Origin of the sequence: Massilia litorea (genome assembly GCF_015101885.1) — a bacterium.
Classification (GTDB): Bacteria; Pseudomonadota; Gammaproteobacteria; order Burkholderiales; family Burkholderiaceae_D; genus Telluria; species Telluria litorea.
Genome location: NZ_CP062941.1, coordinates 2,718,383 through 2,735,360, shown reverse-complemented (window position 1 = coordinate 2,735,360; position 16,978 = coordinate 2,718,383). Strand labels below are relative to the sequence as shown.

The 16,978-nt window shown below is 64.1% G+C and carries 13 protein-coding genes; 4 read left to right on the top strand and 9 right to left on the bottom strand.

Annotated features, from left to right (window positions below; genetic code table 11):
- Positions 1 to 57 precede the first annotated feature (57 nt).
- The 3 genes from LPB04_RS12180 to LPB04_RS12170 form a co-directional block, all read right to left on the bottom strand.
- A complete protein-coding gene (locus tag LPB04_RS12180) occupies positions 58 to 1,176 on the bottom strand; it encodes an outer membrane lipoprotein (RefSeq protein ID WP_193684849.1) in 1,119 nt (372 codons plus the stop codon).
- Between the two features lie 77 nt (positions 1,177 to 1,253).
- On the bottom strand, positions 1,254 to 1,916 hold the full coding sequence (pdeM, locus tag LPB04_RS12175) for a ligase-associated DNA damage response endonuclease PdeM (RefSeq protein WP_193684848.1): 663 nt from the start codon (positions 1,914 to 1,916) through the stop codon (positions 1,254 to 1,256).
- On the bottom strand, positions 1,913 to 4,381 hold the full coding sequence (locus LPB04_RS12170; protein WP_193684847.1) for a ligase-associated DNA damage response DEXH box helicase: 2,469 nt from the start codon (positions 4,379 to 4,381) through the stop codon (positions 1,913 to 1,915). The genes pdeM and LPB04_RS12170 overlap by 4 nt, the downstream gene beginning before the upstream one ends.
- Before the next feature lie 362 nt (positions 4,382 to 4,743).
- On the opposite strand from LPB04_RS12170, the gene LPB04_RS12165 reads away from it, so the two are divergent.
- From LPB04_RS12165 to LPB04_RS12155, 3 genes are all read left to right on the top strand, one after another.
- Complete coding sequence (locus LPB04_RS12165) at positions 4,744 to 4,980, top strand: hypothetical protein (RefSeq protein ID WP_193684846.1); 237 nt, start codon at positions 4,744 to 4,746, stop codon at positions 4,978 to 4,980.
- Between the two features lie 106 nt (positions 4,981 to 5,086).
- Entirely contained in the window at positions 5,087 to 5,449 is a 363-nt protein-coding gene (locus tag LPB04_RS12160; protein WP_193684845.1) for a hypothetical protein, read from the top strand.
- A complete protein-coding gene (locus LPB04_RS12155) occupies positions 5,446 to 6,519 on the top strand; it encodes a GGDEF domain-containing protein (RefSeq protein ID WP_193684844.1) in 1,074 nt (357 codons plus the stop codon). The genes LPB04_RS12160 and LPB04_RS12155 overlap by 4 nt, the downstream gene beginning before the upstream one ends.
- 7 nt (positions 6,520 to 6,526) lie before the next feature.
- Here the strand turns inward: LPB04_RS12155 and LPB04_RS12150 are convergent, their stop codons facing one another.
- From LPB04_RS12150 to ahpC, 5 genes are all read right to left on the bottom strand, one after another.
- Positions 6,527 to 8,167, bottom strand: coding sequence for an ATP-dependent DNA ligase (locus tag LPB04_RS12150; RefSeq protein WP_193684843.1), 1,641 nt, complete (start codon positions 8,165 to 8,167; stop codon positions 6,527 to 6,529).
- Entirely contained in the window at positions 8,160 to 9,218 is a 1,059-nt protein-coding gene (locus tag LPB04_RS12145) for a ligase-associated DNA damage response exonuclease (protein ID WP_193684842.1), read from the bottom strand. Before LPB04_RS12145 ends, LPB04_RS12150 begins: the two co-directional genes overlap by 8 nt.
- A gap of 17 nt (positions 9,219 to 9,235) precedes the next feature.
- The gene (locus LPB04_RS12140; protein ID WP_193684841.1) at positions 9,236 to 10,942 is read right to left on the bottom strand and encodes a RecQ family ATP-dependent DNA helicase; all 1,707 of its coding nucleotides are present in this window, start codon (positions 10,940 to 10,942) and stop codon (positions 9,236 to 9,238) included.
- A gap of 551 nt (positions 10,943 to 11,493) precedes the next feature.
- A complete protein-coding gene (gene ahpF, locus LPB04_RS12135; protein ID WP_193684840.1) occupies positions 11,494 to 13,083 on the bottom strand; it encodes an alkyl hydroperoxide reductase subunit F in 1,590 nt (529 codons plus the stop codon).
- An 81-nt stretch (positions 13,084 to 13,164) separates the two neighbouring features.
- On the bottom strand, positions 13,165 to 13,728 hold the full coding sequence (gene ahpC, locus LPB04_RS12130) for an alkyl hydroperoxide reductase subunit C (RefSeq protein WP_193684839.1): 564 nt from the start codon (positions 13,726 to 13,728) through the stop codon (positions 13,165 to 13,167).
- Positions 13,729 to 14,023: 295 nt separating this feature from the next.
- Here ahpC and LPB04_RS12125 point away from each other — a divergent pair, with 295 nt between their 5' ends.
- A complete protein-coding gene (locus tag LPB04_RS12125; RefSeq protein ID WP_227496385.1) occupies positions 14,024 to 14,452 on the top strand; it encodes a response regulator in 429 nt (142 codons plus the stop codon).
- An 18-nt stretch (positions 14,453 to 14,470) separates the two neighbouring features.
- Here LPB04_RS12125 and LPB04_RS12120 read toward each other — a convergent pair whose 3' ends face one another.
- Positions 14,471 to 16,978, bottom strand: a complete 2,508-nt coding sequence (locus tag LPB04_RS12120) for a hybrid sensor histidine kinase/response regulator (RefSeq protein ID WP_193684838.1) — start codon at positions 16,976 to 16,978, stop codon at positions 14,471 to 14,473.

Below are 16,978 nucleotides of genomic sequence, written 5' to 3'. Positions count from 1 at the left end.
GGCGAATGAAAAACGGCTCCGACGTGCAATCGCATGTCGGAGCCGTTTGTCCTTGCTTTATTGATCCCGCGACAACACCCCATTGTTGACCCGCACCGCGTCGCCCTGGCGGAAGCCCGGATCGTTCTCGTACTGCAGCGTCTGGGTCGCGCCGTTGCCCGCATAGCGCACCACCACTTCATAACGCTGGGTACGGCGCTGGTTGCGTTCGACGTTGCGTCCCACCATTGCGCCACCGACAGCGCCGGCCACGGTGGCGAGCTTGCGGCCATCGCCGCCGCCGACCTGGTTGCCGAGCAGGCCGCCGACCACGGCGCCGACCCCGGTGCCGAGGTAATTGCCCTCACCGCTGACTTCAACCACGTTCACCGCTTCCACCGTCGCGCAATTGGTGCAGTAACGTGCGGTACGGGGTGCGGGCGCCACCGGCGCGCTGGCGGCGGCGACCTGGCGCGGCGCGGCGGACAGCAGCGGACGGCCCAGCACCTGCGAGGTGTAGCGGCCGTTGGAGCGGATGGTTGCCGTTACACGGCTGTCGGGAGCGATGCGGTCGTCGCGGCGGATCGTATAGTCGTCCGCATATTCGCCAGGGCGCACTTCCGGCAGGAAGAACACGCCGCGCGCGCCGGCGATGGAGAGCTCGACACGTGAACCCGGGGTACCGAACACGACAAAGCCGATGTCATTGCCCGGACTCAGGTCCTCGCTGCCGCGTACTTCGAAACGCTCGATGCGCGGCATGGCGGCCAGGTCGCCACGGCGGTTCGGACGCGGCGCGCCATTGCGCACCACCGATTCGGCCAGCACGTCGGTCGCCACGCGGTTGCCCACGCGCAGGTTGGCGGTCACGCTGCTGTTGTTCGTGATGCGGTCGCGCGTGCCGATGGTGTAGGTACCGACATACTGGCCCGGTTCGGTTTCCGTCATGTGCAGATTGCGCGTGGCGCCGTCGATGCGCAGCACGGCATTGCCGCCGGGCGTGCCGTACATGTCGAAATGCAGCTCGACGCCGGGCGCCAGGCGTCGCACTTCCTCGACATTGAAGCCGCGGATGACCGGACCCGAGCGATCCTGCCGCTCATACTGCTGGGCATGGGCCACGGTCGGCGCCAGCGTCAGGGAGCACAGCGGCAACAGCGCGGTGAGCGTGGCACACAGGGTGTGGCGAAGTTTCATGGTATGTCTCCTCTTGATGGGTCAGACTATTCGGTCGTACATACACGGTACGCCAATGCCCATGAGAAAACAGTGCGCTAACGAACGCTGTGCACGGCCTCGCCTGAGGTGACGAAAATCGCGTCGCCGGGCTCCCGCGTGACGACGTGGCCGCCCGTAAACGAACCGAAGGACGGCAGGATCATCCGCTCGGTGCCGACGACGAAGCACGGCAGGCGCAGCGCATCGAAGCGGGTCGCCAGCACCCAGGCCGGGTGCACGTGGCCGGCCAGCGCATAGCTGCCGCTGCCCATGCAGAGATCAAGGTCCGGATGGTGGCAGAAGGCGAACGGCCCGACCGCATGCGGTTCGTCGACCAGTTCGATGCCGAGCGCCGCCGCCGGGTCGCCCGCATGCTTGTCGTGGTTGCCGCGCACCAGAGTCAGGCGCAGCGCGTGCCGCCGCCGGCGCCAGGCCAGCATCGCCTGCTGGGTGCTCGATGCATGGGCGGCGCGCGCATGCAGGAAGTCGCCGAGAAAGACGACATGGCGCGCGCCATGGGCATCGATCAGGGCGTCGAGGGCCATCAGGTTTTCAGTGGTGGTGCCGCGCGGCACCGGGATGCCTTGTGCGCGGAAGGAAGCGGCCTTGCCGAAATGGATATCGGCAATGATCAACATGTCCTGCGCAGGCCAGTAAACGGCCTTTTCGGGCAAGAGCAGCAAGCGCTCACCCGCAACCTCAACAACCGAACTCGTCATACAGAAGCAGCTTTCTCCAGTTCACGCAACATGCGCGCCACGCGATCGTTCAGCTTCTCGGTACTGACCTTTTCGCGGAAGCGCTCGACCATCAGCGCAAAACCGAAGGGCGTCGCGCGTTTCACGACACGATACGCTACTTTACGCGCATGGAGTTCGGCCAGCGTGTCACGCAGGCGGGTCAATTCCAGTTCCTGCTCCAGCACCTCGCGCTGGGCCTGCGTCAGCAGCAGGTTGCCGGCGTCATGCTTGCGGAAGACCTCGAAGAACAGCGAAGACGAAGCCTGCACCTGCCGGTTCGATTTCGGCTGGCCCGGATAGCCCTGGAACACCAGTCCGGCAATGCGCGCCACTTCGCGGAAGCGCTGCTGCGACAATTGCGTCGCATTCAGGCTGTCGAGCACGTCTTCCAGCAGGTGCTCGGTGTCGAACAAGCCCACCTCGCGCCCGGTTGCGCCCGCGAATTCCCGCTCCCAGTCGACCGGCTCCGGCGCCATCAGCTCGAAGCCGTAATCGTTGACCGCAATCGAAAAGGTGATCGGTTGGCGCCGCCCGATGCGGTAGGCGAACAGCGAAGCCAGTCCCATGTGCACCGAACGTCCCGCGAACGGATAGACGAACAGGTGATAACCTTCGCGGCTCTTCATCGATTCCAGTACCAGGGTGTCGAGCGTCGGCAGGGCCGACCATTTTTCCTGAATTTCCAATAGCGGCTTGATCGCCTGCATTTCCGGCCCCTCGAAGCGCCCTGCGGCCGCCTGGCGCAGCTGCTCGAGCGCGGCGTGGGCGAGTTCCGACGACATCGGCATCTTCGCGCCCATCCAGCGCGCGATGGCGCCGCGACTTCCCGTGGCGCGTTTCACGAATGCCGTCATCTCGTGCAAGCGGACGAATTCGAGGATGCGCCCGCCGAACAGGAAATGGTCGCCCTGCTTCAGGCGCGAAATGAACGACTCTTCCATGCTGCCGATCCGGCCGCCGCTCATGTACTTGATCTGGATGGTGGCGTCCGAGACGATGGTGCCGATGCCCATCCGGTGGCGCCTGCCGATCGCGGTATCGGGCACCCGGTAGACGCCCTCCTCGTCCGGCAGCACGCGCCGGTATTCCGGATACACGGTCAGGCTCTGTCCGCCGCGCGCGACGAAATCGAGGGCCCATTGCCATTCTTCCTCGGTCAGGTGACGGTAGGACCAGGCCTGCCGTACCTCCTGATAAAACTGCTCCGAGCGGAAACCGCCGCCGAGGGCCACCGTCACCATGTGCTGCACCAGCACGTCGAAAGGCTTGTTGGGCACATACCGCCCTTCGATCTTGCGCGCGGCCACCGCGACTTTGGCGCCGGCCGCTTCCAGGATTTCCATGCTGTTGGTCGGCACCAGGGTCACGCGCGAGACCCGCCCCGGCGCGTGGCCGCTGCGCCCGGCGCGCTGCAGCAGGCGCGCGATGCCCTTGGCGCTGCCAATCTGCAGCACGCGCTCGACCGGCAGAAAATCCACGCCCAGGTCGAGGCTGGCGGTACAGATCACCGCCTTCAGTTCTCCTTTTTTCAGGCCCATCTCGACCCAGTCGCGCACCTCGCGCGCCAGCGAACCGTGGTGCAGCGCGATCACGCCGGCCCAGTCGGGCCGCGCTTCGAGGATGTTCTGGTACCAGATCTCGGACTGGGAGCGGGTGTTCGTAAACACCAGGGTCGCATCGTAATGCTCGATCTCGTCGATCACGGGTTGCAGCATTTGCAGGCCCAGGTGCCCGCCCCACGGAAAGCGCGACACGTCCTTCGGGATCAGCGAATCGACGACGATCTGCTTTTTCGTGTCGCCTTCGACCAGTACCCCCGGCATATCCCCTAACAACACCTGCCGGGCCAGGTCCAGGTCGCCCATCGTCGCCGACACGCCCCAGATGACCAGTTCCGGCCGCCAGTGCCGCAGCCGCGCCAGCGCCAGCTGCACCTGTACCCCGCGCTTGCTGCCCATCAGTTCGTGCCACTCGTCGATGATGATCATGTCGAGGTGCCTGAACTGTTCCTCCGCCGCCGCGTGGCTCAGCAGCAGCGAGAGGCTTTCCGGTGTGGTGATCAGGCTGGTCGGCCACTTGCGCGACTGGCGCGCACGCTCGGCCGAGCCGGTGTCGCCGGTGCGCGCGCCGACCGTCCACTCGGGCGCCAGCACCGCGGCCGATTCCTCGAGCGCGCGCTGGGTATCGGCCGCGAGCGCGCGCATCGGCGTGATCCACAGCACGCGCAGGCCGCGTGGTGGCCCACTCTTGCGGCCTTGACCCAAGGCTCCACGCTGCAGGGCGGCCAGCCACACGGCATAGGTTTTACCGGCGCCCGTATTTGCATGCAGCAGCCCGGACTGGCCCGCGAGCGCCGCCTTCCACACCTCTTTCTGGAACGGGAAGGCCTTCCAGCCGCGCGACGCGAACCAGTCCTTGACGATCGCCGGCGTCGGCCCGCTCATGCACCCACATCCGTCTTGCCGGGGGCACGGCAGCACAGCAGCCGCAGCAAGAGCGGGATATTGCCGGATTCATCGCAGTTCAATATGCATGCCTCGTCGTTAAGCTGGATCGAAACGGAGCGCCTTGCGGGCGGCCCCGGCCTGTCTTGCGCCTGCCAAGTCTAGCAAAGGCCGGCGCCAACCGGCGCCAGCAACCGCGCCCTGCCGGGGCCAGCAACCGCGCCCGGCCGGGGCCGCCGCTTGCCTGCGGCATGCGAAGGCGGCGCGAAAAGTGTTAGGCGAAGTCGCGGCGCGGGTGTATCGTCAATCGGCAGATCGCACGACCGGATAAGGCGATCACTGCCCTGGACGAGATGAAGGAAATGAGCGAACGTCAAAAACGAAGCGATATCGATACCGCAAAGGTGGTGACGCGCGGCATTAATATTCTGGCAGTACGGAATCGGTTCCTGGCGCAGAATTACATGCGCATCAACCATGTTCCGCAAGGCGTCATCGAACGCGTGCTCGACCGCCCCTGCGCACGGCGCGCTACTAGTGCAGAGCAATTGATTTCGGAAGCCATCGTCCCCTCATCCTCTGGTACCAGGCGCGATTAGCGTGGCGCGGCTGCGCCGGCGGCCCGGATGGTCATCGATGCAAGGGAGGAGGAAGCGCTTTCCTCTGTGTTACTGCTCAGTGTTACCGCTCTGCTGCGAGGACATCATGGACACTCTCAACGCACTGCCGCCCACCGCGTCGGCGCTCGGCGTTTCCTTCGATGGCCGCGCCTGGCACTATCGCCAATTCACCTACGACCACCTCGACGACGCATTCCGTTATGCAAGCGTGGAGGCCGGCCGCCCCGGTATCCGCGAAGAAGCGGCGCCGGTCCACTGGCGCCAATGGACCGGCCCGACCGCCCAGGACCAGTTGCGGATGACGGCCCACGGCATCGCGTACGAGCAGGGCTACTACCGCTATGGTCCGTATCGCTACGAACTGCTCGATGCGGCCGTGGCCTACGCGCAGCGCCAGCCGGGGCTCGGGGCCGGCGGCCAGGCAACGGCACGGGACCATGAAAGATGAAGGCGCAGTCCGGCCACGCGCACCAGCTCGATGCGGCACAACTGCGCAGGCTGCTGACGCTGTCGCGCGAACTGCTGCAGACCGATGAAGCCGGCGTCTCGCTCGGGCTGATCGGGCAGGCGCTGTCCGAACTCATCCAGCCAGATGCGAGCCTGCTCCTGCTGCGCGCGGGCGGACTCGATATCGTCGAGTTCGACAACCAGGGGCGCGTCCGGGCGGCCGGCAAGGATCATCCGCTCTTTGAGACGGGCATGCTCCTGTTGCCCGACATCGATGCCGGCGCCAGGAGAGCCCCGCCCGCACCGCAACAGTGCCAGCGCGTCGGGCTGCGCACCCTCGCCCTCGCCATACCGGCCTACGCCGCCGTCGCCATTCTCGTCGCCAGCTGGAACCGCGACCTTGCCAGCGCCGAGCTGGAGCGCTACGAAAACACCATCGTCGCTCTTCTGGAACTGGGCGCCGCCGCACTGGGCAAGATCGAGGCGCGCAGCTCGCTGGAACGGCTGGTGGATCACCAGCGCCGACAGATGGCAACGACCTCGGCCTCGCATGCCGCGGAACTGGCGCGGCGCGACGACGTGGCGGTCGCCCTGAACACGCTGTCCCTCACCGACGTGCTGACCGGCTTGTACAACCGGCGCGGTTTCTTCGTCCAGGCCGAACACCTGCACAAGGTGTCGCGGCGCCGGCGCGCGAAAAGCGCCGTCATCTTCGCCGACATCGATGGCCTGAAACGCGTCAACGACGAACTCGGCCATGACCGCGGCGATGCCGCAATCCGCGACGCGGCCTTCGTGTTTCGCCAGTCCTTCCGCCAGGCCGACGTGGTCTCGCGCCTGGGCGGCGACGAATTCGTCGCCTATACCCTCGATGACGAACAGCCCGGCGTCGTCCTCGAGCGCATCCAGGCCAACCTCGACGCCTTCAACCTGACGGAGGAACGGCCGTACGTCCTGTCCCTGAGCGCCGGGATCGTGCAGTGCGATCCCGCCAGCGACGAGACGCTGTCGGACTACCTGCTGCGGGCGGACGAGCGGATGTATGCTAACAAGCGCAGCAGACTACATTAAGTAGCGTTCAGGCGCCCGCCGCGGCCAGCAGGCCTTTGAGCGTATCGAGCGTATCGGCATCCTCGACGGTCTTGTCGTCGCGCCGGCGCAGGATGCGCGGGAAGCGCACCGCAATGCCTGCCTTGTGGCGCGAGGACAGCGCAATGCCCTCGAAGCCGATCTCAAACACCATGGTCGGCTTCACCGAACGCACCGGGCCGAATTTCTCGATGGTCGTCTTGCGGATCGCATTGTCGACCTGGGCGATCTCGGCGTCCGTCAGGCCGGAATAGGCTTTCGCAAAGGGCACCAGGCGGCGCTCGCCATGCCCTTCGTCGTCGTCCCAGACGGCGAAGGTATAGTCGGTATACAGCGAAGCGCGCCGCCCATGCCCAGCCTGGGCATAGATCAGCACCGCGTCGATCGAATACGGGTCGACCTTCCACTTCCACCAGGTGCCGACATCCTTCGTGCGTCCCACGCCGTACTGGGCGCTTTTCGCCTTGACCATCATGCCCTCGACGCCGCGGTTGCGCGACTCCGTGCGCAGGGTCGCCAGCGCTTCCCAGCTCGCGGCGTGAATCAGCGGCGAAATCTTCAGCTGCGGCTGGTCGCAGGCGGCCACCTGCGTTTCCAGCAGCGCCCGCCGCTCGTGCTGGGGCAGCGCGCGCAGGTCGACGCCGTCGAGTTCCAATAAATCGTAGCAGACCAGCACCGCCGGCAGCTCGGCCAGCAGCTTGGCGGACAAGGTTTTACGCCCGATGCGGCGCTGCAGTTCCGCGAACGGCGCCGGCACATCGTTCGCATGATCCCAGACCAGCACCTCGCCATCGACCACCGTCCCTTCGGGCAGGCGCAGGCTGCACAGTTCCGGGAAGCGTTCGCTGATCAGGTCTTCGCCGCGCGACCACAGGTAATTGAGCGCGCCGCGCCGCACCAGCTGGGCGCGGATGCCGTCGTATTTCCACTCGACCTGCCAATCGGTCAGCTCGCCGAGCGCGGCCGGGTCACCCTGCAACTGATGCGCGAGGAAGAAGGGGTAAGGTTGGCCTCCGCGCAGCTTGTGTTCCTCATCCGATTGCGCCGCGATCAGTTGCAGGAACTTGGCGGCCGTCGGGCGCACGCTGCCGTCGGTCCAGCCCATCAGGCGCTGGGCGATCAGTTTGCTGTCGACGGCTGCGATCGCGGCCAGCGCCCGCGTGACCAGCAGTTTCGAGACGCCGACCCGGAAGCCGCCGCCGATCAGTTTGCAGAACAGGAAGCGCTCGGGGGTGTTCAGCTCGTTCCAGTAGCTGAACAGGGCTTCGCGGATGACGGCGGGATCGGCGCCGCGCAGGGGTCCGATGCGTTCCGTCATCCATTCCGCGAGTCCCACGTCGCTGCGTTTTTCCGGCGGCGGCAGGATGTGGGCGATGGTTTCGGCCAGGTCGCCGACGGCCTGGTACGACTCCTCGAACAGCCACTCGTCGAGCACCGCATATTCGATCGCGAACTGGCGCAGCAGCTTGGTCGGCACGGCCTGTTTCGGCTTGCCGCCGGCCAGGAAGTACACGGCCCAGGCGGCGTTCTCCGGCGCGGCGGTCGAGAAATACTGCTGCAGGGCTTCGAGCTTGCGGTTGGTGGCGGTGGTCTCGTCGAGTTCGGCGAACAGTGCGGCGAATTCACGCATCGTTTGTCTCCTGCTTCTCCACCGCCTGCTCCGCCTCCGTGGCCGGCTGCGGCGCGATGCCGACGTCGTCGTCGTCGTCGCCGTATTCGGTGTCGAAGCCGGCCGCGTCCAGGCCCTGCTGGCAGAGCCATTTCACCATCACCGGAATCGAGCCGTGCGTGACGATGATGCGCTGGGCGCCGGTGGCGGCGATGGCGCTCATCAGGCCCGGCCAGTCGGCATGATCCGAGAGCACGAAGCCGCGGTCGACGCCGCGCCGGCGGCGCGCGCCGCGCAGCTGCATCCAGCCGCTGGCAAAGGCATCGCTGTAGTCGCCGAAGCGCTTCATCCAGGGCGAACCGGAGGCCGACGGCGGCGCGACGATAATGGATTGCTTGAGTGCCGCCTTGTCGACATCGCTCACCATCAGGGTCGGCGGCAGCATGACGCCGCCTTCGCGGTACACGCGGTTGAGCGGCTCGACCGCGCCATGGCAAACGATCGGCCCAATGGACGGATCGAGCCCGGACAGGATGCGCTGGGCCTTGCCGAAGGAATAGCCGAAGATCACGCTGGGGCGCCCCTCGTCGGCATTCTTTTTCCACCAGCGGTTGATGTCGTCGAAAATGGACTGCTCCGGTTCCCAGCGGTAGATCGGCAGGCCGAAGGTCGATTCGGTAATGAAGGTGTCGCAGCGCACGGGCTCGAAGGGCGCGCAGGTTTTGTCCGGCTCGATCTTGTAGTCGCCCGACGCCACCCAGACTTCGCCCTGGTATTCCATGCGCACCTGGGCCGAGCCCAGCACGTGGCCGGCCGGGTGCAGCGAGACCGTGACGCCGTTGTGGACCACGGTCTCGCCATATTGAAGCCCGTCGACCTGGATGTCGCCCAGGCGCGAGCGCAGCACGTGGACGCCGCTGGCGGCGGTGAGGTACTTGCCATGGCCGTAGCGCGCGTGGTCGCCGTGTGCGTGCGTGATCACGGCGCGCTCGACCGGCCGCCAGGGGTCGATATAGAACCCGCCAGGGACGCAATACAGTCCCTCCTTGCGCACAACCACCATATCTGCCATGCGGTCCTTTATTGGAATCAAACCGGTTCCACGAAGTCTGCCATAAACGATTTGTGCTCGCCGTCCGGGAAGTCGATACCGATCTGGTCTCCCGCCACCGATACCACCACGCCCTCCCCGTACTTCGGCACTTTGACGCGCATGCCCGCTTCGAAATGCGGGCCGGCCGGTTCCGGCTCGGGGGTATGGTCGAACTCGTCGTCGCGGATCTCGATGTCTTCCAGCGCCAGCGCGGGGGGATTCTTGCAGTTGTCGCAGCGGCAGCACTTTTCGAAGCCCTCGACCTCGTCGCCGAAATAGTCGAGCATCAGCTTCCAGCGGCAGAAGCCGCTGACCGCATACCCCACCATTTTTTCCAGCGACTCGCGGTCGTGGTCCTGTTTCTGTACATAGACCTCGGCCAGCTGTTCGAAATTGACCGCCTTCGGCTCGTTCGCCGTGATGACGAACTCGAGCTTGCGGTTCTGGCGCACGAACTTGCCATCTTTCAATAACTTGAGGCAGACCTTGATCTTCGCTTCGTTCAGGTCGCCGAGCTTTTCCTCGATGCGCTCGGTCGTGACCGGGCCATCTTCCGCCAGTTCGCAGGCGGCATCGTAGACCGAACGGATCTCAGCGGCGTCCGGGTAATGCTTGACCAGGAAGAATTGCTGCAGGCGCTTGTCGTCCTGCAGGAAGAGCAGCGTGCACTGCGCATCCTTGCCGTCGCGCCCGGCCCGTCCCGATTCCTGGTAATAGGACTCCAGGTTGGCCGGGATCTGCAGGTGGATCACGAAACGCGTGTCGCTCTTGTCGATGCCCATGCCGAAGGCATTGGTCGCGACCATGATGCGCCGCTCGTCGTTCATGAACAGGTCCTGGTTGGCTTTGCGCTCGGCGTTGGGCAGCTTGCCGTGGTAGATCGTCACCGATTCGCCGGCTTCTTCCAGGATGCGGTGCATTTCCTCGGCCGCCTTGACGGTCGCCGCGTAGACGATGCCGACGCCTTCGGTTTCCGCCACCAGGCGCCGCGCCTCGGCAAACTTCTGGTCGGGATTGGTCACCTGCACCACGCTGTAGTGCAGGTTGGGCCGGTAGATACCGGTATTGATGACCTTCATGCGCGGCCGGTTCAGCTGACGGCCGATGTCTTCCATCACCTCGTCGGTGGCGGTGGCGGTGAGCGCCAGCACGGTCGGATGTCCGAGCGCGGCAATTGCGGCCGCCATCTCGATATAGGCCGGGCGGAAATCGTGCCCCCATTGGGAAATGCAATGGGCTTCGTCGATCGCGACCAGCGCCACCGTCGTTTGTTTCAGCACTTCCAGGAATTCCGGCGAGGCCAGGCGCTCCGGGGTACAGAAGACGATCTCGCACTGGCCCTTCGCAATCGCGTCGAGCGCCGCATGTTCTTCCTCGGCGTTCAGGCTGCTGTTGACCTGGCAGGCACGCACGCCCAGCTCCTCGAGCTTACCCAGCTGGTCCTTCATCAGCGAGATCAGGGGCGAGACGACCACTGTCAATCCTGTTAACAGGTGGGCCGGGATCTGGTAGCACAGCGACTTGCCGCCGCCGGTAGGCATGATCGCCAGCGTGTCCTTGCCGTCGAGGACGCTGTCGATGACGCGTTGCTGGCCGTCGCGCAGGCGTTCGATGCCGAACACGGAACGGAGCAGTTTTTTGATGGAATGGCGGCGCACTGCGAGCAGGCCGTTATGCAGGAGTTGGGGGTCGTGTCGGGTCATGGAGCCGACTTTAAATCGCACGCGCGAGCACGGCTATAGGACGCGAGCCAAAGGCCGCGTAGGAGCGGCTCTCTGGGGACCTTCCCCTTGCTGAGACAGGGTCGCAAGGTCGATTCCTACAGAACGGCGGATTCCCCGCCGATGCCGCGCAACATCGCCCGGCCTCAGAATGGCACCATACCAAGCGAAAACACACAGACGAAACCCGGAGAACCCATCATGATGCGCTCGATCCCAACTACCCTGACCGCACTCCAACTTGCCCTCGCCGGCGCCGCAGCCTGGCTGGTATATGAAACGAACACCCTGCAGAGCGCAGCCGTGCTGATGTTCCACTGATTTCTTGTAAGGTGCGGCAGGATCGGCCGACTGATGTCTGGCTGAAATCAATTGTCGCAAAACATTGCCGCATCTGGCGCACGATAGCGGCAAGCAAGCAAGCGCCCGGCAAACAGTTATAGACCGGTACAGCGTACGTACCGGCAGTTATCCAAATGAAAACGCCATCCCGACTCGCATCGGGATGGCGTTTTCACGTCGGCCGCGGGAAATCAGGCGGCCTTGGCTTCCATATCCACCGCGTCCGTCTCTTCCGTCGGCAAGCGCATCAGGTAATCGAAGGCTGCCAGCGAGGCCTTGGCGCCCTCGCCCACCGCGATCACGATCTGCTTGAACGGCACCGTGGTCACGTCGCCGGCCGCGAACACGCCCGGGATCGAGGTTTCACCGCGTGCGTCCACTTCGATCTCCCCATGCGGCGTCAGCTCGAGCGTCCCTTTCAGCCATTCGGCATTCGGAATCAGACCGATCTGCACGAACACACCCGCCAGTTCCACGGTATGGAGCTCGCCGCTGGCGCGGTCCTTGTAGACCAGGCCAGTGACTTTCTTGCCGTCGCCCAGGACTTCGGTCGTCTGCGCACCCTTGATCACATCCACGTTCTTCAGGCTGTACAGTTTGCGCTGCAGGACCGCATCGGCGCGCAGTTCGTTGCCGAATTCGATCAGCGTCACGTGCTCGACGATACCGGCCAGGTCGATCGCCGCTTCGACGCCCGAGTTACCGCCGCCGATCACCGACACGCGCTTGCCCTTGAACAGCGGACCGTCGCAGTGCGGGCAGTAGGCCACGCCGTGGTTCTTGTACTCTTTTTCGCCCGGCACGTTGATTTCGCGCCAGCGGGCACCGGTCGAGAGAATGACCGATTTCGATTTCAGCACCGCCCCGTCTTCGGTCGTCACTTCGAACAGCTGGCCGCTCTTTTCGAGCTTCGAAGCACGCTGCAAATTCATGATGTCGACGTCGTAGTGCTTGACGTGTTCTTCGAGCGAGACGGCAAACTTCGGACCCTCGGTTTCCTTGACCGAGACAAAGTTCTCGATCGCCAGGGTATCGAGTACCTGGCCGCCGAAGCGGTCGGCAACGACGCCGGTACGGATGCCTTTGCGGGCGGCGTAGATCGCCGCGGCCGCGCCGGCAGGACCGCCGCCGACGATCAGCACGTCGAACGCTTCTTTCTTGCTCAGTTCAGCGGCTTTGCGCTTGCCGGCGCCGGTGTCGAGCTTGGCGAGGATTTCCTCGGCGCTCATGCGGCCCTGGCCGAAATGCTCGCCGTTCAGGAACATCATCGGCACGGCCAGGATCTGGCGCGACTCGACTTCATCCTTGAAGAGGCCGCCGTCGATGGTCGTGACCTTGATGCGCGGATTAATGATCGACATCGAGTTCAGCGACTGCACCACTTCCGGGCAGTTATGGCAGGACAGCGAAATAAAGGCTTCGAAGACATAGTCGCCGTCGAGATTTTTAATCTGTTCGATCACGGCCTCGTCGAACTTGATCGGGTGGCCGCCCACTTGCAGCAGGGCCAGCACCAGCGAGGTGAACTCATGGCCCAGCGGGATCGCGGCGAATTCGATGCCGATGTCGGTGCCGACACGGTTGATGGCGAAAGATGGCTTGCGCGTCGCATTGCCGTCTTCGCGGTAAGAAATCTTGGCGCTCAGGGAAGTGATTTCCTTGAGCAGTTCTTCCATTTCGCGCGCTTTCGGCGACGCGTCCAGCGATGCAACGATCTCAATCGGCTGCACCACTTTTTCCAAATAGGCTTGTAACTGCTTCTTGAGGGTTGCTTCGAGCATGGTTTTTCCTTGTATTCGGTGAAGAATGGATGCCGGCGGTCTTCCCTGCCCGGCATCCCGGTACTACTGACTACTGACTACTTAGATCTTGCCGACCAGGTCGAGGGACGGGGTCAGGGTTTCAGCGCCTTCGGTCCACTTGGCCGGGCAGACTTCGCCTGGGTGCGAAGCGACGTACTGGGCAGCCTTGACTTTGCGCATCAGTTCCGACGCGTCGCGGCCGATGCCGTTGTCGTGCACTTCCATGATCTTGATCTGGCCTTCTGGATTGATGACGAAGGTGCCGCGCAGCGCCATGCCTTCTTCTTCGATCATGACCTGGAAGTTGCGTGCCAGGGCGCCGGTCGGGTCGCCGATCAGCGGGTAGTTGACCTTCTTGATCGCGTCCGAGGTGTCGTGCCATGCCTTGTGGGCGAAGTGGCTGTCGGTCGACACGCCGTAGACCTTGACGCCCAGTTTTTCGAATTCAGGCTGGAAATCAGCCAGGTCTTCCAGTTCGGTCGGGCAGACGAAGGTGAAGTCGGCCGGGTAGAACATCAGGACGGACCAGGTGCCTTTGAACTGCTCTTCGGTCAGGTCGATGAACTTGCCTGCGTGGTAAGCGGTTGCTTTGAATGGCTTGATCTCGGTATTGATAAGGGACATGGAAGCTCCTGTTGTGTTGTGAATCAAAGTTGATGAATGCAAGTGTAAAGCGCTTGCGATCGCTTGTAAAATTAATTGATCAGATAAGATCGATTGATTTCTACTATCGCGAGGAGGAAGCACCGCCTGCCATGTCAGGCAGGCAAGGCTGTCAATCTCGCAAGAGGCCCGTCAGTGTGCGTGAAAGGCGCGGTCTTTGCAACCGCGGGCCCGTTTGCCTGTTTTACCGGCTTATGTCAGGGCCATGTGTTTCGTGCCACATATTTTGTGACAAAACCCGCAATCGATGTGACAATTGACGCAAGCTGAACAGATTCAGCAAGTGAATTTTTATTACTGCGGCAAGGCGAGCATGCAAGCGAGCGAAAAAAAGATTCTTGTCGTCGATGACAACGCGGATGCCGCCGATATGACTGCACAGATTTTGCAGATGTATGGCTTGCAGGTGCAGGTCGCCTACGGCGGCCCGGAAGGCCTGGCCCTTGCGCGCGCCAACCGTCCGGACCTGATTTTCCTCGACATCGGCATGCCGCTGATGGATGGTTACCAGGTAGCGCAGGCAGTCCGTGCCGATGCTACGCTGAGCAAGGTCATGCTGGTCGCGCTGACGGCATGGGGCGATGAAGCGTCGCGCAACAAGGCGCGTGCCGCCGGCTTCGACATGCATCTCACCAAGCCTGCAAACATCGTCGAACTGCTCGACATAGCGGGCGGCAAGTGTTGACTGGACGCCCGATCCGGCTCAGGCAGGCGGCACCGTCGCCAGTATCGAAGCGAGCACGCCTGTATCGATCGGCTTGACGAGGTGATGGTCGAACCCGGCCGCCGCCGTCTGTTCGCGATCCTTTTCCTGTCCATAACCGGTCACCGCGACCATGACCGATGCGGCGGTTCCCGGGCAGGTGCGCAAGCGCCGCGCCAGCTCGTTGCCATCCATTTCAGGCAAGCCGATATCGAGCAGGCAGACCTGGAACGCTTCCTTCTTCGCCCGTGCCAGCGCCAGGCGCGCATCGTGTTCCACCGTTACCTGGTGCCCCGATGCTTCCAGCAGCATGGCCAGCAGCGCCGCGGCATCCGCGTTGTCGTCCACGACCAGGATGCGCAGGCCGCCCGCCTGCGTGGCTGAATCGCCGCCGGCGGATGCATGGGCCGCGTCACTGTCCTCCCCTGCCGGCAGGCGCGGCAGGCAGATGGTAAAAGTGCTGCCCTGGCCGAGCCCTGCGCTTTCGCAGCGCGCCGTGCCGTGATGCAGCTCGACCAGGCTGCGCACCAGCGCCAGCCCAAGGCCCAGCCCGCCCGAGGAGCGATCCGGCGAGCGCTCGGCCTGCGCGAACAGGTCGAAGGCGCGCGCCACCAGTTCCGGCGCCATGCCGATGCCGTCATCCGATACTTCGATGAGGACATGCGCATCGCGCACATCGGTGCGCACCCGGATGTTGCCGCCTTCATGCGTGTACTTGGCGGCGTTGTTGAGGAGGTTGGCCAGCACCTGCACCAGCCGTTTGCTGTCTCCCTGCACCAGTGTCGCGTGCGGCGTCAGGCGCAGTTCCAGCTGATGGCGGCGTGCCCGGATCGCCGGCGTGACCTGCTCCACGGCGTCGGCAATGACGTGGTTGACGTCCACCGGCAGCTTCTCGAGCTCCACCAGGCCACGGGTCACGCGCGATACGTCCAGCAGGTCGTCCACCAGACCCGTCATGTGCCTGACCTGGCGGCCGATGATCCGGCTGGTGCGCTGCACGCGTTCCTCGTCCAGCCGGCCCGTTTGCAGCAGTTCGGCGGCCGCGCTGATGGGCGCAAGGGGATTGCGCAATTCATGGGCCAGCATGGCGAGGAACTCGTCCTTCCGGCGGTCGGCCTGGCGCAGGCGGTCTTCGCTTTCGCGCAAGGCCTCGTCGTTCGCCTTGCGTTCGGTAATATCGATGGCCGTGCCGATGACGCGTACGCATTCTCCCGCGTCGTTGAACAGACCCCGGCCTTTGGCGGCGACCCAGCGTATGCGCCCGTCTTCCTTGCCGACCGTCCGGTATTCGGCGGCGTACTGGAGGCGCAGCTGCGGATTGGCGGCCGCCTCGAACGAGGCAAAGGTGTGTTCCCGGTCCTCGGGATGCACGCCCTCATAAAAATCCGCCAGCACGACAGGACGGTCGGGCGATATGCCGAACATGGCTTTTACCCGCCGCGGCCAGTACATGGTCTGGCTCACCACATCGACATCCCATTCGCCGACGTCGGCGGCATCGATGGCAAGCCGCAGCTGTTCTTCGCGCGCGCCGAGCGCAGCCTCGGCCATCTTCCGGTCATGGACGTCGGTGGAGGTGCCGAACCACATCAGGATCTGCCCCGACTGAGGGTCGCGCCAGGACTCCGCGCGCACGAGGAACCAGCGATAGCAGCCGGCGGCGGACCGGATCCGGTGCTCGACGCTGAAATGCCCCCCACTCTTGCGGGCAGCTTCCCATGCCTGCATCGTGGCTGCGTGATCGTCGGGATGCACGAATTTTTCCGAGACTTCGTAGGGCGAGGTCGGGTCCAGGTCGACACCGGTATACGCGGACCACTGCTTGTTGAAGTACACGCCGCGGCCGCTGTCGTCGATGATCCAGACGATTTGCGGAATCGAGTCGGCCATCAGGCGGAAGCGAAGTTCGCTGGCACGCAGTTTTTCTTCCGTCTGCCGTTGTGCTTCGGTGCGCGCGGCCACCCGTTGCTCGAGCGTCTCGTTCGCTTCGCGCAGCCGCCTGTTTGCAATTTCGATCTCGATCGCCTGGTCGTCGATGGTCGACGCCATCCGGGCCGTATGGTCCTTCGTCCTGACAAACTCGGTCACGTCTTCCACGCGATGGATGATGTGCGTGACGGTGCCTTCGGCATTCAGTACCGGCGTATTCACCGGACTCCAGAAGCGCTCCTCGAAACGGATCCCATCCGCAGTTGGAATCCGTATGTCGTATTTCTGGATCGCCATCGTGTCGGGGCGCCCGGTGGACAAGGCGCGCTGCAGCGAGGCATGCAGATTGGCCACGCCGCTTGCAGATGCATCGTCGGGGTTATCCGGAAACACCTCGAACATGCCGCGGCCGACGATATCCTCGCGCCGCGTACTGGTCGCGTTCAGGTACGCCTGATTGACCGAAACGATATGCAGGTCGTGCGACAGCACCAGGTAGGGCGATGGCGCAGCGTCGAACAATGCGCTGAAATCCAGCGGGTAGCGGGATGCCGGATCGAAGGTCGGTTCCATGGGCAT